This is a genomic window from Pandoraea sp., assembly GCF_041919235.1.
In the GTDB taxonomy this organism is placed as follows: domain Bacteria; phylum Pseudomonadota; class Gammaproteobacteria; order Burkholderiales; family Burkholderiaceae; genus Pandoraea.
The window spans coordinates 49,400-71,341 of the sequence record NZ_JAYRUC010000003.1; the positions used below are offsets into that span (position 1 = coordinate 49,400).

A 21,942-nucleotide genomic window follows, 5' to 3' on the forward strand; every position below is an offset into this window, starting at 1 on the left:
GTGAGGACGACGCAAAGACGCCGAAGCGTCTTGCGCGCCGTTATTCCAGTTCAACGCCTTTGAGTTCGGGAATCAGGAAACGCGTCGCGAGCATGTCGAGCAGATACAGGCTCGCGAGCAGTGCGATGGCGATCTGGAACGAATAGCGTGCGGCGAGCGCGCCGACAACGATGGGGCCGAGTCCGCCGATCGCGCGTCCGATGTTCCAGAGGACGTTCTGGGCGGTCGCACGCGCGGCGGTGGGGTAGGCCTCGGACATGAGCGTGCCGTAGCCGCCGACCATGCCGTTGACGAACATGCCCATCAGCGCGCCGGCAAAGAGCATGACCGTCGGGTCGGTCAACTGAGCGTAGACGAGCACCATGACCACGGCACCGGCCTGATACAGAAGGAACGTGGGGCGGCGGCCGATGCGGTCGGCCAACTGCCCGAACACCCAGACGCCGAACATCATGCCGATCACGGTGGCCGCCGTCCAAAGGCCGGACTTCGTGAGCGAGAAGCCGAGCTTCTGCGAGAGGAACGTCGGCAACCAGATCATGATGCCGTAGTAGCCGAAGTTCTGGACCGAGCACAGGATCGCGATGCCCAGACTCACGCGGGTGGTGCGGGCGTCTTTCACGAGCAGACGGAATGCGTTGGCGCTGCCGTGACCCGGCTTCGCCCCGCTGTCGGCGCGGCGCACGAAAACGTCGGGCTCGTGCAGCTTGTTGCGCAGCACCCAGGCGACCAGCGCCGGCAGCACGCCCACGAGGAACATGCCGCGCCAGCCGATGTGCATGAGCAGCAGCGGCGTGAGCAGGGCCGCGGCGAGAACGCCGGTCTGCCAGCCGAGCGCGACATATGACGAAACGCGCGCACGTTTGGCCGCAGGCCATGCTTCAGCGGCCAGCGCCATGCCGATGCCGAACTCGCCGCCAAGCCCGATGCCCGCGATCGTGCGATACACCAGCAAGTCCCAGAAGCCCTGCGCGAAAGCACACAAACCGGTGAAGACGGCAAACAGCAGGATCGTCCAGGTGAGCATGCGCACCCGGCCGTAGCGGTCCGAGAGGGCACCGAATAGAATGCCGCCCGCGACGGCGCCGACGAGCGTCCACGTCACCAGCGCACCGGCTTGCCCAGGCGAGAGATGCAGACCCGCCGAGATCGCCGGCAGCATGAAGCCGAGAATGAGCAGATCGAAGCCGTCCATCGCGTAGCCGATGGCCGAGCCCGCGAGCGCCTTCCACGCGTAAGGGGTGACAGTATCGTCGGGCGCGCCAGCCGCGCGCTGCGCACTCGGTGTGTTCAGATTGGCTTCCATGATCGGTTCCTGTGAGGCGGCGAATCGACGCAGCGCAACGCACCGCGGCCCTTCGTCAAAATGTCTAAATTTATAGACGATCAGATGAAAAAAAGTCGCTCATGGCCCACCGATGCCCGGCCATCGTGTGTAGCATGCCGCGCAATGTTCCGTGACATCTGGCGGCTCGTCAGTGCACGCAAATGCTTACGCATAGACTTCCGCCGTAAGCTGAGCAGCGAAGTCGTTGAGCGCTGCGAGGAAGCGGGCATCGGACGTTTGCGCCGCGTCGCGCAGCATCGTCGCATAAGCCTTGCTGCGGGCGAGGAATGCCTGAAACGTCTCGCCGTTGGCGGCAACGCCGGATTGACGTTCCGTGAACGCTTGTGCCGCCTGCGCCAACAACAGCAAGGCGGCAGATTCCCGCGTGGGCGTGCGCGACGCGTTGAGGCAACGCGCAGCAAAATCCTCGATGTCGGACAGACCGGCGGTGTCGCGCTGTAACCAGACGCATGCAAGGTGCAGATCCATCGTGCGCTCCCTTTGTCTAAATATTTAGACTAGCCGAACCCGAAAAGGCGGGCAAGGCAAAAATAATCGGGTCAAACCCTGATGTCGATGCGATGCGGCGGCCGCAGCCCTTCGTGAAAGGGGCATGCCGCCGCGCGCATCGGGGGGACTTGCGATGTTGCCGGCGGAGTGCTCAGAACTTCACGCGCAAGCCGGCGCCGTACGTCTGGCCGGTCGACATGTCGCTCATGTGGTCGTACTTGTACGCGGCGTAGATGTCGGTGCGCTTTGACAGCGGGTAGTCGTAGCCGAGCGCCCATGTGGTGCGGCGCTGGTTGTCGCCCGAACCGTTCGATCGGGTGTATGCGAGCGAGGCGAGCACGCTGCCGCGGCCGAGCGGCACCGAGGCCCCCAACTGTCCTGTATTGGCGTGGAAGTTGCCACTTGCGGCCTGGCTCGCGACGAGCATGTACTGGGCAAAAACCTTGACCACCGCGAAGTCGTACGAGAGCCCCATCTGGACGGTGTTCTGGTTCGTCAGGCCCGTCACGCCCGTCAGTTGCGCGCCGAAGTCGCCCGGCGTCGCGCTGAAGTTCACATACTGGTAGTTCACTGCGGCAGCGAACGGCCCGTTGGCGTAGTTGAGCGCCGCGCCCCATTTCTTCGCGCTATGGTCGCTGGCGCTGTTGCCGGTCGCATAGAGGAGGGTGCCCGCGAGCCCGGCGTAGTTCGGCGAGCTGTACGCGATGGCGTTGTTCCATGCCGAGTCGCCCACCACGCCCTGCGTCCCCAGACCCTTGTAGGTGTGGAAGATGATCGGAGAGAACGTGTACGAGTTGTTGAACGGATTGAATTGGATCGTCGCCAGATAAAGCGGGGTGGTGATGCGACCCAGTCGCACGGTGCCGATGGCGCCCGAGAGTCCGACGTAGGCGTTGCGCGAGAAGAAGCTGTCGCCCGCAAAGCGGCCGTAAGTGCCGTTGTTCGGCTGTAAATAGCTTTCAATCACGAACAACGCGCGGTTGCCGCCGCCCAGATCTTCGTTGCCCGCCATGCCCCAGTACGACGTGGTCATGCCGCCACCCTGCTGAACGACAGCGGCATTGCCGCCGGGGCTCTTCACCGAACCGACGTACGCGTCCACCAGTCCGTAGAAGCTCACGTTCGATTGCGCATGCGCCGTGGTGGTGAGCGTTGCTGCACCCAATGCGGCGGCGCCAGCCACCTTGTGCCAGGTTTTCATCGTTCCCTCTCTGTGTGTACAAATTTCTGGACGGTGCGCAGGCTGGCATTGCCATCGCGCGAAGGTCATCCCCCAACCGGTGTCAGCCTTGCCCACGGTGCAGGACAGGCCTACGGCATGGGGGCCGTGGCTCAAATCGTGCCGATGTCTAAAAAAATAGACAACCGAAAAAAAATACTCAAGGGGGCGATGTGGGGTGTGCACGACAAGTTTGTGGGTCGGCGGGGGCCTTCGCGGGGGCGTCGAGACTTGCGGACGACCGGTATAATCCCGGCACTGCAATGCGGGTGCGGCGCGATCTGCCGAGCTTGGCATTGGCATCCGACAGGGGGCGATTTGAATCGAGCTGCGACCACATCCCGGGCGCCGAGGGGCGCGCGTTTCAATTTCCGAGCCATCGGCGAACGTCTGCGCGCCTACCGGTTGGCCGCGGAGTTACGCAGCGAGGATGTGGCCGAGCAACTCGATATCTCCCGTGCGGCGATCTACAAGCTCGAGCGCGGCGAGATCGTCAAAATCGATACGCTCGAGCGCCTGGCGGCACTATTGGGCGTGTCGCTCGCGAATCTGCTGGGTGTGGAAGTCGAGTATCACGACTCGGCGGTGAGTTACTTCGAACGTATGCGTCAGTTGGAGCGCCGTTCCGAGCGAATCGTCGCGCACTTCGATCCGATATCGTTCCTGTTGACGTCCGACGACTACGACGTCTGGCTGCGCCGCATGCTCGACGAGAGCATTCCGCCCACGCTGGCGGACCGGCAGTGGTCGAACACGATCGATCGCGTGCTGGGGATCTTGCAAGAGCGCAAGTCGACCTTTTCGCGTCAGCGGCTGGCGGTGACGAGTCTCATCGGGCTGCGCCAGATCGAACAGTTTCTGCACCACGGGCTCGTTGGACGGCTGGGCCTTCCCCCGGGGGTGCAGCTCGAGCGGAAGATGGCGGCGCGGCGTGAGGTGGCGCGCATTGTCGAATTTCTCGAGGCCGACACGACTGGCGTGCAGATCGGTATCGTGAGCGACAACATGCCGAACGAGACGTTTCAGATCTTCGAGGCGCAGGGCGAAGCGTATGTCGCGGTCTCGCCGTTTCGTCTGGGCGAGTTGCCAAACCTGCGTACCGGCATTGCCACCATCACCACATCCCCCGACGGGGTCGGCATGTATCGCGCCATGATCGATCGCCTGTGGGCCGATTCGGCCAAGGGCAAGGAAGGTGCGGCGCTGCTCGGGCAACTGCTCGCGCGCTTCTGAGCCGCTTCTGAGCCGCTTATGATCCACTTCTGAGCCTGGGCGAGGGCGGAATCAACGCGTCGAAAGCCATCGTGGGGCACGTTCATTGCGTGCAGGAAAACGATGAGCTTGTGCCACAAAACGAAGCCTTCCCACACAATCGACATCTTGTCGCGGCAATCCGTTTTAGTCTCCTTGCGCCTGAAGACCATCCGGTCTGCTTACCTGGAGACGATTATGGGAACAATTTCCGCCGCATCGCACAATTCGCCGGTGCAAGTCCTTTCCACGCGTTGGGCGAAGCCGCCTGATGACGGGAACACTTTCGGCTCAGACTTTCAGCGGCTGGGGAGTGTCGCGACGTCTTCGCTCGGATCGACTGGCAAGCCATGGCAGACATATCCGATGCGGCCGCGAAGCTTGCAAGCGAACAGTGGCATTCCGCTGGGGACTTGGTGCGCGGAGCGGGATCGGGAGTTGCTTCATGCCGGGCGCCTGAAAGCCGACCCGCTGATGCCCAGGTTCATTGGAGAACGCGTCGAGCGCTGGCGCAACTTGTTTGTCGACTCCGTCAAAGGGGACCTGGCTTTCGAGCGAACGCGTGCGACCGCTATGCAACGCGTACGTCACAACGTTCCACCCGACACCAGCGTCTTCATACGAAGGTTCGATGTTGGCTCGGTGCGCGCGCAGCTTCGCGAGATTGCGTATTTGAGCCGCGAAGTGAGCAAGCTGAGTGCCGCTTTGCCATCGTTGCCGGCAGGGGGCGTCAAGAAGATCGCGCAAAGAAATTGCGACGATCTCGCCGCGCTCAGGGATTCGATGCTGAGACTGACGATGAATTCGCACGACCGGCGGGGCGATCTGATTCGGTCGGAACTGAATGCGCTGATCGCGCTCAACGACATGGCTCGCGAGGCCGAACGAGAGTTGACCAACGGCGGCGCCGATGTGCCGCTGCGTTTGGCGGTGCGCGACGGCAATTGGGTACTCAAGCCCGCCGCGTCGACCTCCCGGTTTGCCAGAAACAAGACGCGTGCGGCGAACGATTCGGCCCGGCTGGCACTGCTTCTCGGCTATCCGGCCGATCGGCCCGTCACGCTCACGATGATTCGGAGCCGGGGATTCGGTGCGCATGAATATACGTCGGTGCTCAATGACGCCAGGTCCAGTGGCCGAGAAGCCGCGCGTTCGTGGCTCGCTGGCAGGGCGCTGGACATCGACACCTGGAAAGCGGCAGGTAACGCGGTGCACGACGACCTCACGCCGGCTGCGACGAGTCCAGCGCCCGCCGGCACGCGGGCTTCCTCGCTTGACGATAGCCTGCTTGACGAAGATCGCGCATCCACTGTCGATAATGGGCATCTGAGCCTGGATTCGTCGCGATCGACAGTCGCGAGGCAAGCTGGCGCCGTACTGACATCGCGCGCGGCGCACCCGTCGCCGATCGATTCGGCATCCGGCGCTGCGCCGGGGAGTCCCGAGATGGACGCAGCGGGATACGCACGTATCGCCCGGTCCCGATCGTCAGACGTACCTCACTTTGAATGTCCGGACGGTAGCGAATACGCGCTTGTCACGAGGACCAGCACGCCGCTCGAGGCGCCAGAGGACGCGTCGCCGCTCTCGCGGCGCGAACGTTTTGCCGAGGCGTTTTGCAAGGCGAATCCGGGCCGTCAGCACGGATTGCGGGAGCTATTTGCGCGATCGATGGTGTCTGGGCCGCAGTCGAGTGACGCTGGGCTCAGGGAGAGCCGGAACGTCTATAGCAGGCGGACCCGAGCGAGCGAGTTGCCTCCGCCGCCGCCATCATCGCCACCGCCGTCGTCGCTGGACGCCATCCCTGAGTAAACTACTGAGCTAAGCAAGCCAGGCCGCTACCGGAAACGGAGCGGCCTTTTTTTATGACGCTTCGGCATGGGATTCCCCTTCGCATTCGTCGTGAGGGCTGCCCCCAGATCGCCTCGTCGATTTTATTCATCGAAACCGTCTTGCGCGCGTAATAGTAAATATTTTAATTATCCGCAAGCCTTTTTAATCAGTATGTTGCGCGATTTACGCAACGACCTCTTGCTTTGCCATATAAGGACCATGTCAGTAGAATGGCCCGGTTAATTGCGCTACGCGAAGTGAATGGCCTGTCAGGTTTTCTTCACGCATGGCGAGCCTTCGCTTGACTGTCATGCGTGATTCGTCCCCCCACAAAACGGAGAACCCCATGTCACAGGACAAGGCGCCGCGCCGGCGCTTTTTGCGTCAGGTGCTGGCAATCGTGCCTGCCACGACCCTCGCCACGAGCGCGACGCTTTCGCAGTCCGCGTGCAGCACCGACACACCCGTTGCCCCCGTTGCGTCGACCACGCATTACGAGCCCAAGTACTTCACTGCCGACGAATGGCGCTTTATCAATGCGGCTGTCGACCGCTTGATTCCCGCCGACGAGCTTGGTCCGGGCGCGCTTCAGGCCGACGTGCCGCAGTTCATCGACCGTCAGATGGAAACCCCCTTTGGTTACGGCAAGCTCTGGTACATGCAGGGGCCGTTCCATACCGATCAGCCGCCGGAGATGGGCTACCAGTTGAGTCTTGCGCCGCGCGATATCTATCGTCATGGCATTGCCGCCTGCGATGCCTACTGCAGGACGCAGTATCAGAAGGCGTTCGCCGACCTCGATCATGGCGCGCAGGAAATGGTGCTTGGCGATCTCGAGCATGCAAAGGTCGAGTTCGAGAGCGTGCCGGCGCGGACGTTCTTCTCGTATCTGCTGGCCAATACGAAGGAGGGATTTCTCTCGGATCCGATTCACGGCGGCAACAAGGACATGGTCGGCTGGAAGCTCGTGGGTTTCCCGGGCGCGCGTGCCGACTTTCTTGACTGGGTGGATCAGCCGAACGTCAAGTATCCGTACGGTCCGGTGTCGATTTCTGGGAAGCGGGGTTAACGCATGGCGATCAAGAAAGAAAAGGTCGATGCCGTCATCGTGGGTTTCGGCTGGACCGGGGCGATTCTCGGGCAGGAACTCACCGATGCGGGGCTCAACGTCGTGGCGCTCGAGCGTGGCGCGATGCGCGACACCCCCACCGACGCACAGTACCCCAAGGTGATCGACGAACTCGAGTACTCGGTGCGCGGCAAGCTCTTTCAGCAACTCGCGCGCGAGACCGTCACGATTCGTCATACGCCGGACGATCTCGCGGTGCCGTACCGCCAGAACGGCTCGTTCCTGCTGGGCGATGGCGTGGGCGGCGCCGGTTTTCACTGGAACGGCATGCACTATCGCATTCTGCCGGAAGAGCTGAAGCTGCGGAGTCATTACGAGGAGCGCTACGGCAAGAAATTCATCCCTGACGGCATGACGATTCAGGACTTCGGGGTGAGCTATGAAGAACTCGAGCCGCACTTCGATTTCGCCGAAAAGGTGTTTGGCACATCGGGCAAGGCCGGGAATCTGAAGGGGACGATCGTGGCGGGCGGCAATCCGCGCGAGGGCGCGCGCTCGAGCGAGTACCCCACGCCGGCATTGCCGAATACCTATGGCGCCACACTCTTCGAGAAGGCCGCTCGCGAAGTCGGCTTCAATCCGTATCCGGCGCCTGCGGCGAACACCTCCGAGCCGTATACAAATCCGTACGGCGTGCGTCTCGGGCCGTGCAACTTCTGCGGCTTTTGCGAGAACTACGGCTGCTATATGTATTCGAAGGCGTCCCCGCAGACCACGATCCTGCCGGTGCTGCTCAAGAAGCCCAATTTCGAGCTGCGCACGCATGCCTACGTCGTCAAGGTCAATCTCGACAGCGATGGCAAGCGGGCGACCGGGGTGACGTATATCGACGCACAGGGCCGTGAAGTCGAGCAGCCGGCCGACATCGTCATCATGGCGGCGTACCAGATGCACAACGTGCGTTTGTTGCTGCTTTCGGGCATTGGCAAGCCCTATGATCCGAAGACGGGCGAGGGCGTCGTCGGCAAGAACTATGCGTATCAAATGAACGGTGCCGTGAATGTGCTGCTGCCCAAGGGCACGCAGTTGAATCCATTCGTGGGCACCGGCGCAGGGGGGGTGTCGATGGACGATCTGAACGGCGATCAGTTCGACCACGGGCCGTTGGGCTTCATTGGTGGGGCGAGCATTCGTCACGTTCGCACTGGCGGCCGCCCGATCAAGATGACGCCGACCGTGCCGGGCACGCCTTCATGGGGCAGCAAGTGGAAGGCGGGTATCGCCGATGCGTATCAGCGCTACATGACCATTGGCATTTCCGGCTCGGTCATGTCGTATCGCGACGCGTGTCTCGATCTCGATCCCACGTACAAGGACGCCTATGGCGTGCCGCTGCTGCGCATGACGTTCGACTGGCATGACAACGAGTACGCGATGCTGGGCTATATGGGCGACCGGATGGAAGCGGTCGGGCATGCGATGAACCCGGAGAAAGTGTTCCGCGCGATCCGCAAGAAGGGCGCCCATTACGATACGCGGATCTACCAGAGCACGCATACGACCGGTGGCGCGATCATGGGTGCGGACCCGTCCAGCAGCGTGGTCAACCGGTATCTGCAAAGTTGGGACGTGTCCAACGTGTTCGTCATGGGGGCGTCGGCATTTCCTCAGAATATGGGTTACAACCCCACGGGCGTGGTGGCGGCGCTGGCGTATTGGTCCGCGAAGGCAATTCGCGAGCAGTACCTCAAGCACGCCGGACCGTTGGTGCAAGCCTGAGGAGCGCAATCATGATTTGGAAAACGATGATGAAGCGCGCTGCTGGTGGACTTACGGCCGGTGCCCTGGCACTCCTGGCCATCACCGTGTCGGCACAGGGCACCACGACACCTTCCGCGACGAGCGTCTCGCCGGTACCCACACCTGCCGTACCCGCCGTGGCGGTGGCGGCCGGCACGCAAAGTTTGGCCGCCAACGATCCGCAAGTGCAACTCGTGAAGCAGGGCGAGTACCTCGCCCGCGCGGGCGATTGTGCGGCGTGTCATACGGCGCCCAAGGGCAAACCGTTCGCTGGCGGTCTGCCGATTGCGTCGCCGATCGGCACGATTTATTCGACCAACATCACGCCCGACAAAGAGACTGGCATTGGCAGCTACAGTCTTGAGGACTTTGACAACGCGGTGCGTCATGGAATCGCGAAGAACGGATCGACGCTATACCCGGCCATGCCGTACACGTCTTACGCTAAGGTGCGTCCTGCCGACATCAAGGCGCTGTATGCCTATTTCATGAATGGTGTGCCGCCGGTTGCGCAGGCCAACAAGTCGACCGATATTCCCTGGCCGATGTCGATGCGCTGGCCGCTGTCGATCTGGCGCAAGATGTTCGCGCCGACGGTTGCCGCCGACATCGTCTCGACCGACAGCGATCCGATCTCGCGTGGTCGCTATCTCGTCGAAGGTCTGGGCCATTGCAGCGCCTGCCATACGCCGCGCGGCTTTGCCTTGCAGGAAAAGGCGCTCTCGGACGACAGCACCGCGTTTCTCTCGGGCGGTGTGGTCGACAACTTCCTCGCAAAGAACCTGCGTGGCGACGTCGTCGACGGTCTGGGACATTGGAGCGAGGGCGATATCGCGGCGTTTCTGAAGGGCGGGCGTAACGATCACTCCGCCGCATTCGGCGGGATGGCGGACGTGGTGCAGCACAGCACGCAGCATATGAACGACGACGACCTCATGGCCATTGCAAAGTACCTTAAGACGTTGAAGCCGGTCGATTCGGGTGCCAAGGCCCTCGCATACGACGACACGGTGGCCAAGGCATTGCGCGTGGGCACCGACAGGAGCAACGGTGCGCTCACGTTCATCGACAACTGTGCGGCGTGCCACCGCAGCACGGGCAAGGGCTACACGCAAACGTTCCCGACGCTTGCCCTCAGCGCGACCGTGAACTCGGCGGACCCGACCTCACTCATCCACATCGTGTTGCGCGGCGCGGAGATGCCATGGACGAAGGCGGCGCCGACGCATTACGCGATGCCGGGCTTCGACGACCGTCTGACCGATCAGGATGTGGCCGATGTGCTGACGTTCGTGCGTTCGAGCTGGGGAAACCGGGCGCCGGCGGTGACGGCGGCGCAGGTCGCCACGGTGCGCAAGGATGTCGGCGCGACACCCCAGCCGCAGCGATAGGCCGACCGGGCGTCGGGTCGACGGTAGGCGCACGCCGTCCCGACGACCTCATTCGGGGGAAATGGAAGTCTCGCTGGGCGGGTCTGCTGGCGGGACTCGTTGTGGGCGACCTGGCGCCCGCCGCCGCTCCCCACCGCCCCTCACCCGGCGTGCTGCGGCTAGAGCCGGGCGGGCGGCAGGATTGAAGTGCTGATGGGGATTGGGGAATTCGCTTGCCGCTCTGTTCGGTGACGCATTGAGGGATGCAGTGCGGCGATTGGTGCTGAGCGGGCCGCTCGGGTAGACGGATTCCGTCGTTATACTGACGGTTCTTGCGTCTTCTTCCAGTCAAAGTGAGGTATCGCCATGCCCCGCAAGTTCGTCAAGACCCTGCCTTGTCTCGTTGCTGCTGCCGCGCTTGCTGTGTCCCCGCTGGCATCATTGGCTTGCACCCGCGTGGTGTATCTGGGGGCGAACGACGACGTCATCACTGCGCGTTCGATGGACTGGAGGGTCGATGTCGCCACGAATCTTTATGTATTGCCGCGCGGCATTGCGCGCACGGGCGACGCGGGGCCGAACTCGATTCGTTGGACGGCTAAGTATGGCAGCGTGGTGGCTACTGGCTACGACGTGTCGACGACCGATGGCGTCAATGAGCGGGGGCTGTCTGCACAGTTGCTGTGGCTGGCGGAGTCGCAGTATCCGAAGTTCGACAAGGGGTCGAAGCCGGGGCTGACGATTGCGGCCTGGGCGCAGTACGTGTTGGATAATTTTGCGACGGTTGCGCAAGCGGTGGCGGCGTTGGAGAAGGAGCCGTTCACGATCGTGACGGACAACGTGCCTGGAGAGGATCGGATCACGACGCTGCATCTGTCGATGTCTGACAAGTCGGGCGACAGTGCCATCGTCGAATACATCAACGGTCGCCAGGTGATTCACCACGGCCGTCAGTATCAGGTGATGACCAATTCGCCGACGTTCGACGAGCAACTCGCATTGAATACGTACTGGAAGCAGATCGGCGGAACGACCTTCCTTCCTGGGACGAACCGCTCGTCGGATCGTTTTGCGCGGGCGTCGTTCTACGTCAATGCGATTCCGAAGAATGAGGATCCGGTCCAGGCGTTGGCGAGCGTATTCAGCGTTATTCGGAATGCATCGGTGCCGTTTGGCATTACGACGCCGGGCGAGCCGAACATCTCGTCGACGCGCTGGCGCACGGTCGTCGATCACAAGCGCATGTTGTATTTCTTCGAATCGGCGCTCACGCCCAACACGTTCTGGGTGGATTTGAAGAAGCTCGACTTCGCGGCGGGGGCGCCGGTCAAACGCCTTGATCTCGGACCGGATCAGCGCAATACGTTCAGCGGTGAGGTGTCGGCTGATTTCAAGGTGGCGCCACCGTTTCCGTTTCTAGGGGTGTCGGCGAGCCAAGGGAACTGACGGGGAAATGAAATTATGAATTCGTCGTTAGAGTCGAGCCTATGACGGAGCGCGATGGCGTCGAACAGGTTGCGGCCAACGACTGTTAGTCGGGCGCTCGCACTGCCCGCTGTTGTGCTTCATCAATACCAACAATTCGTTTAAACGGGGAACGCATTAATGCGTGTGACGTCTCTTTGTTGCGCTGCAATCTGCATCGCGCTTGTGGGTTGTGCAACGACCGAGGTGGTGGAGCCAAAATTCGAGCGGGGCGCATTTGCGAAAGAGGCGTTCGCGGCTCGACTTCGAACAAAGACACAACGGGATTACGTCGACACAATTACTCGCCTAATCTACCGCAAGTTCACCTATACGGGTCGCATGCCCAGCGCGCGTCCCTTAGAAGTAGGAGTCCGTTTGAGAATCGGTAAAGGCGGGACGGTCATGTGGGCGGAAGTCACATACTCAAGCGGGATCCCGGAGCTCGACCAGGCGGTTCTGCGAGCGTTCGATGACTCTTCACCGTGGCCCGCGCCACCGCCCTGGATGGCACACACGAATATCGCTTTTCGCGTGAAGGTTCCTGACCGAACGAACTAATCGGTTTCATCAGGTATCTCCGTCGCTTTGATCTCCAACTCGATCCGCGTCGTGAATCCGCCGTTCGAGTCGAGCGTATGCTGGGTCTTGGATAGAATCCAATCGGTACTATCGATCTGCGGTTTGAATCCACGCACTGACTTTTGCGCCGATCTCCTTCAAGATCTGAATATCCAATGCTTGGTCGGCGACCAACTTCTTCAGCCTGACATTCTCCGCTTCGAGCGCTTTGAGGCGTTTAACGTCATCGCTGACCATCTCGCCGAACCGTTTGCGCCAGGCGTAAATCGACGCTTCGCTCACGCCATTGCGCTTGGCCACCTCGGGGATCGTATCTCGATCCGCTTCGCGCAGAATTCGTACGATCTGTTCGTCACTGTACCGGCTCTTCTTCATACCAACTCCTCGTCTGAGCTGAGGAGCCATTATCTCCAGATTCCTTTGGTACGAAATTTCCCGGGCAGGTCATTTTGTATTCGTAGGCGTTCTGGCCCTCGACCTTCAAGCATTCTCCACTCGCTGAATCGGGGCGGTTTCCACCGCCTGCTGATTCCTAAAAACAACCGATCGATTCGTCCGCGCGTAACCTGTTGATTAATAATGAGGCAGGCGACGGCCTTTGCGGACTTCAGGCGTTTCGCAGAGAGCGATGCCGGAGAGAAGAAGGGTCAGGAGAGAGTGGAAAGCGGCCATGAACCGTCCACCCGGCCAACCAGCGAAGTCCGCAGCTTTCCGCACGAATCCCTGCAAACACGCGGGAACCAGCGCGATCAAACGAGAAAAAGCCCCAACTGAGAACAGTTGGGGCTTCAATAGTGGTGGAGCCGGCGGGGATCGAACCCGCGTCCGCAAGTACTCTACGATCAGTTCTACATACTTAGTTCAGTCATTTGATTTAACCGTTTTGTCGCGGACGAACACGCTACGCAACAGCGATCCACTTGATTTTCGGCCCCGGCGCCGTGGCACCACCGGAGATTAGCTGACGTAAATGACCTCGCGTGGTATTGCTACCCTAACCCATCAGCGAGCTAGTGCGAGGCAGGCGCCCTTAGGCAGCCAGTGCGTAACGGTCGTTGTTAGCGGTTACTTAGTGTCCCATTGATTTACGAGGTGACGGGTCCTCGGTATGCCCTGATTCGCTTCGCTACCCACGTCGAAACCATGTCGGCCCCAGTGGTATTGCAATTATGCCACAAATGATTCACTTCAGTGCGAAGTCCACCCGTGTCGTCGCCCCCTTGTCCTTGATGCCATCCGCATTGAGCTTCGGCGCCACCACGAACAGCCGGTCCGACGCAATCTTGCCGTCCAGCCACGACCGCACGCGCTGTGCCCGCCGCTCCGCCAGCGCCCGTAGATCGTCGTCGCCGACCTTGACGTTCGTCTCCATCAGCTTCTCCATCTCGTCGTCCGGCAGCGATTTCGCAAACCCGATCATGTTGCGCGGCTTCGCAAAATCCGCCGCTTTGTAAGCCGCCGTCAGGTACTTGCTGCGCTCTTCCGGAGTCACCTTCACGCTGTCCACGTCGATGCTCTCGCCTTTACCCACCATCGCCTTGACCTTCTGCGCCTTGATCGCGCGCTCCACCGCCACCTTGCGCAGACCGTCGGTATCCTTCGCCGGATCGACGCGCCCCTCGATGTCCAGCTTCAGCGCCGTGCGGTCCGTCAGCGCCTTCACCAACGTTTCGAGCCGCTTCTCGTCCTCAGGTGTCAGACGTGCGCTGCCCGGCGCGAATTCGACGTAGCCGAGTTCCTGGTCGCCGCCACCAAACGCCGACGCCAGCAAACTGAACGGCGCCGTCACCGCTTTGACGATCAAGTTCACGAATGCCCGGAATATCACGCCACCGAGACTGAACTGCGGATCGTCGAGCGAGCCCGAAATCGGAATGTCCACATCGATCTCGCCACGTGAATTCTTCAGCAGCGAGACCGCCAGACGCACCGGAAGATTCGTGGCCGTCGGGCTGTCCACGTGGTCGCCGAACGTCAACTGGTCGATGAAGATGTGATTGTTCGCCGTCAGCTTCGCCTGATCGAGCAGATAATGCACATCGACCGTGAGCTTGCCCTTTTCGATGGGATACCCCGCGTACTTCGTCGAGTACGGCGTGAGATTGGTCAGCTCGATCCCGTCGGCCTTGGCACTCAGATCCACGAACGCCATCGGCGCAAGCGGATTGATCTTGCCATTAATGCCGATCGGTGAATTGCGGTTGACCTTGCCCTGCAGCGCCACCTCGGCCGGCTCCGTCGTCGCCGTGCCGAATGCGCCGATCCGCCCGCCAATATCGGTCAGGTTGGCCGTGTAGTTCGGTTTGACGAAGTTGTCCGTGAAGTTGATGTTCCCGCCTTGCAGCGTAATACGCCCAATGTGAACGTCCGCAGGCAGCGCCTTGCCGGCGCCGTAACCCGGCCCGCGCTGCGCCGTCGTCTCTCCCGGTTTCTGCTCCTTCTTCTCCGGTTCCGTCGGCTGCCCGGCTTCGACGGCCGAAGCGGCCGCATCGAGCGGTGGCTTTGCCGTCGACCCGCCTAGCGGCACCCCTTCGTTGGCGCGCGTCAGAGAGCGTGGTGCCGCTTCCTTGTTGCCGACCACATCCGCCAGATTCAAGCGCCCGTTGGCGTTGATGATCAAACGTGCATAGAAGCGCGACAGCGCAATGCTGCCCAACTGCACGTTCGGCTTGCCGCTGCCCACCGCAAGATTGATCTGCTGCACCGATAGCGCATTCCAGCGCATGAAGTCGTCCGTTGTCACCTTGTCGAGCAGACGGACGTTGCCCAGTGTCGCATCGCCGCGATACGTCGCTTGTGGGGTGTCGCCCTTCATCGCAAAGGTCGCGCGGCCGTTGCTGGAGAGCAGGGCGCTTGCGATGCTCGCGTTCAGGTGGTCGCTCATGTACGAATCGAATGCCGCCAGATCGAGCTGTTGCGTCTTGATCTGCAGGTCGCCCGCGAGCGGCTGCGGCGTCACGTGACCCGTGGCATTGAGTGAGCCCTTCTTGTTGAGCGTGCCGGTCACGTCCAACTGCAACGGCTTGCTCATGTCCTGCGATACGCCCTGTACCTTGACGTTGAGCGGCGCGAACTTCGCATTGATCGGGCGGCCTTTGACGGCAAAGTCTTCAAATCCGATGCTGGCGTTCTCCAGCGCCACCTTGCCGATCTTCCATTGCCACGGGCCCGCGTTCGCCTGTGTGCTCGACGATGCAGATACCTTGGTGGATGTCCGGCGGCCACGCTCCGTGCCGACACGCGCATTGATGCCTTTGCCCTTGCTGGTGGCAACCTTTGGCTGGCCGTCGCCGCTCAGGGCGAGTAGATTGATCTTGCCGTCCTTGTCGCGCCGCGCCGACACATCCAGGCCGCTGACGGTGACCTCGTCGAGCACGGCTTGCCGTGCGCCCAGATCGAAGCGCGAGAGTTTCGCTTCGGCCTTGGCCAGCTTGAGCGGCGCGTCGCCCTTATGACCGGTAAGCCACTCGACCTTTTCGAGCGTCGCCGTGGCCGGTGCGATCTGGATGTTCGGCTGCTTGTCCGGAGCGAACGCCACATTGAACTTGGCTTGCGCTCCGAGCGTGCCGCTCTTCAGGTCACCCGCGAGCGCACCTTGCGCGAAGGGCAGAAACGGCGCGAGGGCGATCGATCGCGCATCGAGTTCTCCACTCGCGTTGTAGGCGTTCAGACTGAACTGACCGTTCGACTTGAGCGAACCGCCGCTCTGAAGGCCGAGCGATGCGTCATAGGTCGCCGGGGCCTTGCCAAGTGTTGAGAACTGCTTCACGCCAATCTGGACGTTCTCCAGCGACACACTCGCCGGCTTCGCCCCGCGCTCGTCGGTAAAGCGCAGCTTGCTGTTCACGAGCGCGACGTCGCCAATGAGCAGATCGAGCGGTTCAGGCTGGGCTGCGGCCACCGCTTTGGTCTGTGCCGCGGCGGCAGCCGATGCGGGCGACGCGGGCTGCGCCGTCTGCTCGGCCGGGACCTTGGGGGCCGCCTTGGCCGCTTCGCTCGCCTTCGGCGACGCCGCCGCCTCGTCGACCGCCTTGCCCACCGCCTTGATGACGGGGCGCTGCGGCAGCAGCGCCTTCACCACATTGATCGAGCCGTCCTTCTCCAGCGTGACGTGCTGATCGAGGCCGTCGATCCGCACGCTGTCGATGTGATAGACGTTGTCGAGCGGCTCGACCTTGCCCAGCTTCACGTCGACCTGCTTGACCGCGACAAGGGGTGAGCCGTCCGGCTCGCTGACCACTGCGTCCGAGAGCCCCGCCGTGCCGGTGAGAAGTACGTGATTGCCGGCCTTGTCGCGTGTGAAGCGCAGCTTCAGATCGGTACTGATGGCGCCACTTTTGATTTGCGCGGGGACCGTGACCGGTGAGTAGCCAAGATACTTGGGCAGGTCGAATCGGTCGAGCTTGATGTCGACCGTCGATTCCAGCGAGTTGGCGAATGGTTTGGTCTGTCCCGAAATACGCAGCGGCGAGCCGTCAATGGACGCCTGTAACAACGGTTGCACGAAGATATCGGTGTCTGCCGGCAAATTCGCAATGAATGGCACACCGACCTGCAGATGGTCGATGACGTGCTTTTCTTTTTGAACCTCGTCGTCGAAGCGAACCGTACCGTTCTTGATCTGAACGTTGTTCAGCGCGAATCGCGCGGGCTTCGACGGCTCGGGCGACGGCGGCCCTGACGTCGCGCGATCGACGATGTCCGAGAAGTTGAAGCGTTGCGGGGCGGTGCGCACGATGTTGACCACCGGTGTGTCAACGTAAAGTTCATCGACGACGGGCGCAAAGCGGAATAGCGAGCCCCACGAAGCGTTCACGCGCAGCATGCCCACATCGACGAACGGCTGCCCCGGCGTCTTGTCGCCGATGTGCACCTGATGCAGCTGGAGACGCAGCGTGTAGGGATTGAAGCTGACGTCGCCCACGCTCACCGGCCGTTCCAGATACGCCGATAGCTTGTCTACGGCGTAATGCTTGAGGATTGCCGGGACGGTGAAATAGCCCACCACACCGAACACGGCAATGACGCCCACGGTCCAGAGACCCGTCTTGCGGGCACGACGACGCACATTGGGATCGCGCCCGAGCGCTTGGGCGCGGGCGAGGCCTTGTTGCAGACGGCGGCCGCCGGCAGAAGATGCTGAAGATGTTGACGACGGTTTGCGATCGTTCGCTTGCTCGGCCATGCGGTCTCCCGTAAGTCGCCAGTGAAGCACTCGCCGCGGCCCAGTTGCGCGGCGGGACAGAGCCGGAACCGGCCGCCGCTTCGGCGGCTCGGTCCACGGCGGCAACGCCCGGCCGCTCAGGCCGGTGACATCACCAGCGGGGCGATCGCGCCCGCGCGTTCGACAACCGCGTCCGCCTGCCATTGGGCAGGGGACAGCGAATCGCCGCAATACCCATAGGCGGCGGCTACGGTCGCCATCCCCGCCGCCTTGCCCGCCTGAATGTCACGCAGGTCGTCGCCGACATACACGATCTGTCCAGGCATGATGCCGATACGCTCGGCGGCGTACAGCAAAGGCGCAGGGTGCGGTTTGCTGTGCGGTGTCGTATCGCCCGACACCACGCAGGCGGCACCCTCGGCAAGCCCGAGCCGTTCGACGAGCGGGTCGGTCAGACGGGCCGCCTTGTTCGTGACGATGCCCCACGGCATGCCGCGCTCGGTCAAGGCCGCAAGCAGCGCGGGAATTCCATCGAACAGGCGGCTCTGCACGCACAACGCACTTTCGTAATTGGCGAGAAATGCATCGCGCAGCGCCGCAAACGCTGCGTCGTCGGGTGTAACGCCGAATGCGCTGCCGATCAGCCCGCGCGCGCCGTGCGATGCTTGCAGTCGCAGCGTCTCATAGGGGCCAGGCGGCAGGCCGCGGTCGGTTCGTACCTTGTTGACGGCCGCGACGAGATCCGGCGCCGTGTCGGCCAGCGTACCGTCCAGATCGAACAGCACGGCACGAACGCTGCCGTGCAGCAGATACGGCGCGTTGCCGAAATGTGATGATGAGGCGCGGGCGGGGGGCTCGAACATATCAGGCGTCACGTGTGCACGCGATCATGTAGTTGACGTCGGTGTCGGGGTTGATCGCGTAACGTTTGCTCAGCGGGTTATAGGTCATGCCGCGCAGATCCCGCACAGTCAGGCCGCTTGCCCGGGCGAACGAAGCGAGTTCCGACGGACGGATGAACTTGGCGTAATCGTGAGTGCCGCGCGGCAGCATGCGCAGCACGTACTCGGCGCCGACCACGGCCAGCAGCCAGGCCTTCGGATTGCGGTTGAGCGTTGAGAAGAACACATGACCGCCGGGCTTGACGAGCGTTGCGCAGGCCGCCACGACAGACGCCGGCGACGGCACGTGTTCGAGCATTTCCATGCAGGTCACCACGTCATACGTGCTGGCATCGCGCGCGGCGAGCGCCTCGGCGGAGATCTCTTCGTAGTCGATGGAAAGGCCCGCTTCGAGGCTATGCAGATCGGCCACGCCGAGCGCTTTCTTCGACAGATCGATTCCCTTGACGCGTGCGCCCTGACGCGCCATGGATTCGGAGAGAATTCCGCCGCCGCAGCCAATATCGAGTACACGCTTGCCTTGAAGCGGTACATGTTGTTCGATCCAGTCGAGGCGCAGCGGGTTGATCTCGTGCAGCGGCTTGAATTCGCTGTGCGGATCCCACCAACGGTGAGCCAATTCACTGAATTTATTGAGTTCTTGCGGGTCGGCGTTCATCACTTGCTCATGGACATTGACGGCTCGGGGGCAGGCAGTATGCCGCGCGCAAGCGCGTGCCTGTGTACCGGGCGTGACCGGCGGGCGCCGTCGCGATGGAGCAAGTATAACGAAGGGAGTGCGCCCATGTCCAAAGCGCCAGGCGTGGCGCGGCCCTGCGGTCAACGCGTCGCGCATGGCCGCAGGGCCGGACGTGATGTCTCCCGGCGCCCGCCCGTGCGCCACGGCGACTACGTTGCAGCCGTCAAGTCGGCCAGCACGGCATGTGGATCGTGATAGACCATACCCAGCGCATCGGCGACACCGCGGTTGGTCACCTTGCCGTTTGCCACGTTGAGTCCCGCCAGCAGGTGAGGATCGGCGCGCATGGCCGCGACCGGTCCGTGGTCCGCCAGTTGCAGAATGAATGGCAACGTCACATTGTTGAGGGCGAACGTCGAGGTGCGCGGTACGCCGCCCGGCATATTGGCCACGCAGTAGTGCACGACGCCGTCCACGACATAGACCGGATCGGCATGCGTCGTCGCGTGCGACGTCTCGCAGCAACCGCCCTGATCGATCGCGACGTCGACAATGACCGCTCCCTTGCGCATGAGGCCCAGCATCGCGCGGGTGATGAGTTTCGGCGCGGCCGCGCCCGGAATCAGCACGCCACCGATCACGAGGTCGGCCTCGCGCAAATGCGTTTCGATGGCGTGTTGCGTTGAGTAGACCGTCTGTACGCGCCCACCGAACTGCGCGCTGATGCGGCGCAGCGCCTCGACCGACCTGTCGATGACCGTCACCTGCGCGCCAATGCCCACGGCCACCGTCGCCGCGTTGGTGCCAACGACACCGCCCCCCAGAATCACGACTTTGCCCGCTTCGACGCCAGGCACACCGGAGAGCAGAAGACCCAGACCGCCATGGGTCTTTTCGAGCGCCGTTGCCCCGGCCTGAATCGACATGCGTCCGGCCACTTCGGACATGGGCGCGAGCAGCGGTAGCCCGCCATTCGCGGCGGTCACCGTCTCATACGCGATACATGTGGCCCCGCTCTTGAGCAGGTCATGGGTCTGGTCGGGGTCGGGGGCGAGATGGAGGTACGTGAAGAGCGTGTGATGGGGATGCAATCGAGCGCGTTCAACGGCCTGCGGCTCTTTGACTTTGACGATCAGTTCGGCGAGGTCGAACACATCGGCCGCACGGGTGGCAATGCGCGCACCGGCGGCGGTGTAGACCGTGTCGTCCATGCCGATGCCCGCGCCGGCTTGTGTTTCGATCCACACCTCGTGCCCGCGCGCGACCACTTCGCGTACGGCTGCGGGCGTCATGCCTACCCGGTACTCGTGGTTCTTGATCTCCTTCGGAACACCGATTTTCATGATGCGTCTCCTTTGTTGTGTTGGGACAGCAAAATAGCGGCGACTTCTCACACAAATGTTCCGGCGGCCCAAAGCAAAACGGCACCCGAAGGTGCCGTCCGGGCGATCAAGCGAAGGCGGGTTGGGCCTGCGCGTCGGGCGCGCCGCTGTATCGCGCCACCGACAGGTCGTCGGCCAGAATCGCCGGCCGACGACCTGACATCAGATCGGCCAGCAACTGGCCCGAGCCGCAGGACATCGTCCAGCCGAGCGTGCCGTGTCCCGTGTTCAGGAACAGATTGCGCAGGGCGGTGGCGCCGACGATCGGCGTGCCGTCCGGCGTCATCGGACGCAGGCCAGTCCAGAACGAGGCCTCGGCAGTGTTGCCCGCGCCCGGGTATAGATCGTTCACGACCATTTCCAGCGTGGCGCGGCGCGCCGGATTGAGCGCTTTGTCGTAGCCGACAACTTCGGCCATGCCGCCGACGCGGATACGATCGTCGAAACGGGTAACCGCGATCTTGTAGGTCTCGTCAAGCACGGTCGATACCGGTGCACGCGATGCGTCGGCGATCGGTACCGTGATCGAATACCCCTTCAGCGGATAGACGGGAATGTCGACGATGTCGCGCAGGAATGGCGTGCTGTACGAGCCGAGCGCGACCACGTAGGCATCTGCACGCTGCATCGCGCCTGCGCAGACGACGCCGTCGATCTTGTCGCCCGCGACGTGCAGCCCGTCGATCGGCGTGTCGTAGCGGAATTTCACGCCAAGGGCCTCGGCCATTGCCGCCAGATGCGTCGTGAACAACTGGCAGTCACCCGTCTCGTCGTTCGGCAGGCGCAAGCCGCCGGTGAGCTTGTGCGAGACCGCCGCCAGCGCAGGTTCCGCACTGGCGAGTGCGGTGCTGTCGAGCAACTCGAACGGCACGCCGGCGTCTTCGAGCACGGCGATGTCGCGCGCGGCGTTCGCCAGTTGCTCGTCGGTACGGAACAACTGCAGCGTGCCTGCCTGACGGCCTTCGTAGGGAATGCCGGTCTCGGCACGCAGCGCGCGGAAGCAATCGCGGCTGTACTCAGCGATGCGCACCATGCGTTCCTTGTTGACCGCGTAACGCTCCGGCGTGCAATTGCGCAGCATCTGATAGAGCCATTTGAGCTGTGCAAGCGTGCCGTCCGGGCGAATGGCGAGCGGGGCGTGCTTCTGGAACAACCACTTGATGGCCTTCGTCGGAATGCCCGGTGCGGCCCACGGCGATGCGTAGCCCGGCGAAATCTGGCCGGCGTTGCCGAAGCTGGTCTCAAGCGCCGGACCCGCCTGACGATCGAGCACCGTGACGTCGTGCCCGGCCTTCGCCAGGTAATAGGCGCTGGTGACACCAATGACGCCGCTACCGAGAACGATGACCTTCATTGCGTTGACTCCTGTAAAACCAAAGTTATCCAGTAA

16 protein-coding genes and 1 other RNA gene are annotated in these 21,942 nt (G+C 62.5%); 7 read left to right on the forward strand and 10 right to left on the reverse strand.

All coding sequences use genetic code 11. The annotated features are described in order from the left end of the window. Positions 1 to 40: 40 nt before the first annotated feature. The 3 genes from ACE3UG_RS03030 to ACE3UG_RS03040 form a co-directional block, all read right to left on the reverse strand. On the reverse strand, positions 41 to 1,306 hold the full coding sequence (locus ACE3UG_RS03030) for an MFS transporter (protein ID WP_374619443.1): 1,266 nt from the start codon (positions 1,304 to 1,306) through the stop codon (positions 41 to 43). 186 nt (positions 1,307 to 1,492) lie between these two features. Further along, positions 1,493 to 1,816 (reverse strand): hypothetical protein, encoded by a 324-nt coding sequence (locus ACE3UG_RS03035; protein WP_374619446.1) that lies wholly within the window; start codon positions 1,814 to 1,816, stop codon positions 1,493 to 1,495. Between the two features lie 172 nt (positions 1,817 to 1,988). After that, on the reverse strand, positions 1,989 to 3,038 hold the full coding sequence (locus ACE3UG_RS03040; protein WP_374619448.1) for a porin: 1,050 nt from the start codon (positions 3,036 to 3,038) through the stop codon (positions 1,989 to 1,991). A 336-nt stretch (positions 3,039 to 3,374) separates the two neighbouring features. Between ACE3UG_RS03040 and ACE3UG_RS03045 the strand changes: the two genes are divergently transcribed. The 7 genes from ACE3UG_RS03045 (at position 3,375) to ACE3UG_RS03075 (ending at position 12,404) form a co-directional block, all read left to right on the forward strand. Then, the gene (locus tag ACE3UG_RS03045; RefSeq protein WP_374619451.1) at positions 3,375 to 4,289 is read left to right on the forward strand and encodes a helix-turn-helix domain-containing protein; all 915 of its coding nucleotides are present in this window, start codon (positions 3,375 to 3,377) and stop codon (positions 4,287 to 4,289) included. Between the two features lie 702 nt (positions 4,290 to 4,991). Continuing rightward, positions 4,992 to 6,119 carry a hypothetical protein gene (locus tag ACE3UG_RS03050; protein ID WP_374619454.1) on the forward strand — a complete coding sequence of 376 codons (1,128 nt, stop codon included), beginning with the start codon at positions 4,992 to 4,994 and terminating at the stop codon, positions 6,117 to 6,119. Positions 6,120 to 6,486: 367 nt separating this feature from the next. After that, positions 6,487 to 7,209 carry a gluconate 2-dehydrogenase subunit 3 family protein gene (locus ACE3UG_RS03055; RefSeq protein WP_374619457.1) on the forward strand — a complete coding sequence of 241 codons (723 nt, stop codon included), beginning with the start codon at positions 6,487 to 6,489 and terminating at the stop codon, positions 7,207 to 7,209. Between the two features lie 3 nt (positions 7,210 to 7,212). Next, positions 7,213 to 8,988 carry a GMC family oxidoreductase gene (locus tag ACE3UG_RS03060; protein ID WP_374619460.1) on the forward strand — a complete coding sequence of 592 codons (1,776 nt, stop codon included), beginning with the start codon at positions 7,213 to 7,215 and terminating at the stop codon, positions 8,986 to 8,988. A gap of 11 nt (positions 8,989 to 8,999) precedes the next feature. Further along, a complete protein-coding gene (locus ACE3UG_RS03065) occupies positions 9,000 to 10,400 on the forward strand; it encodes a cytochrome c (RefSeq protein WP_374619462.1) in 1,401 nt (466 codons plus the stop codon). 345 nt (positions 10,401 to 10,745) lie between these two features. Continuing rightward, the gene (locus ACE3UG_RS03070; RefSeq protein ID WP_374619465.1) at positions 10,746 to 11,825 is read left to right on the forward strand and encodes a linear amide C-N hydrolase; all 1,080 of its coding nucleotides are present in this window, start codon (positions 10,746 to 10,748) and stop codon (positions 11,823 to 11,825) included. A 159-nt stretch (positions 11,826 to 11,984) separates the two neighbouring features. Next, on the forward strand, positions 11,985 to 12,404 hold the full coding sequence (locus ACE3UG_RS03075) for a cell envelope integrity protein TolA (protein ID WP_374619468.1): 420 nt from the start codon (positions 11,985 to 11,987) through the stop codon (positions 12,402 to 12,404). Between the two features lie 108 nt (positions 12,405 to 12,512). Here the strand turns inward: ACE3UG_RS03075 and ACE3UG_RS03080 are convergent, their stop codons facing one another. The 7 genes from ACE3UG_RS03080 to ACE3UG_RS03110 all read right to left on the reverse strand — a co-directional run bounded on the left by ACE3UG_RS03080 (position 12,513) and on the right by ACE3UG_RS03110 (position 21,906). After that, positions 12,513 to 12,800: a transposase gene (locus tag ACE3UG_RS03080; RefSeq protein ID WP_374619471.1), complete on the reverse strand. Its 288-nt coding sequence runs from the start codon at positions 12,798 to 12,800 to the stop codon at positions 12,513 to 12,515. 420 nt (positions 12,801 to 13,220) lie between these two features. Continuing rightward, positions 13,221 to 13,579: a transfer-messenger RNA gene (ssrA, locus tag ACE3UG_RS03085) on the reverse strand. Between the two features lie 29 nt (positions 13,580 to 13,608). Continuing rightward, positions 13,609 to 17,610 (reverse strand): DUF748 domain-containing protein, encoded by a 4,002-nt coding sequence (locus ACE3UG_RS03090; RefSeq protein ID WP_374619474.1) that lies wholly within the window; start codon positions 17,608 to 17,610, stop codon positions 13,609 to 13,611. Positions 17,611 to 17,726: 116 nt separating this feature from the next. Beyond that, on the reverse strand, positions 17,727 to 18,452 hold the full coding sequence (gene gph / locus ACE3UG_RS03095; RefSeq protein ID WP_374619478.1) for a phosphoglycolate phosphatase: 726 nt from the start codon (positions 18,450 to 18,452) through the stop codon (positions 17,727 to 17,729). 1 nt (position 18,453) lies between these two features. After that, on the reverse strand, positions 18,454 to 19,152 hold the full coding sequence (gene ubiG / locus ACE3UG_RS03100) for a bifunctional 2-polyprenyl-6-hydroxyphenol methylase/3-demethylubiquinol 3-O-methyltransferase UbiG (RefSeq protein ID WP_374619481.1): 699 nt from the start codon (positions 19,150 to 19,152) through the stop codon (positions 18,454 to 18,456). A gap of 227 nt (positions 19,153 to 19,379) precedes the next feature. Next, a complete protein-coding gene (gene ald, locus ACE3UG_RS03105) occupies positions 19,380 to 20,513 on the reverse strand; it encodes an alanine dehydrogenase (RefSeq protein ID WP_374619484.1) in 1,134 nt (377 codons plus the stop codon). Positions 20,514 to 20,619: 106 nt separating this feature from the next. Then, the gene (locus ACE3UG_RS03110; RefSeq protein WP_374619486.1) at positions 20,620 to 21,906 is read right to left on the reverse strand and encodes a D-amino acid dehydrogenase; all 1,287 of its coding nucleotides are present in this window, start codon (positions 21,904 to 21,906) and stop codon (positions 20,620 to 20,622) included. Positions 21,907 to 21,942: the final 36 nt, after the last annotated feature.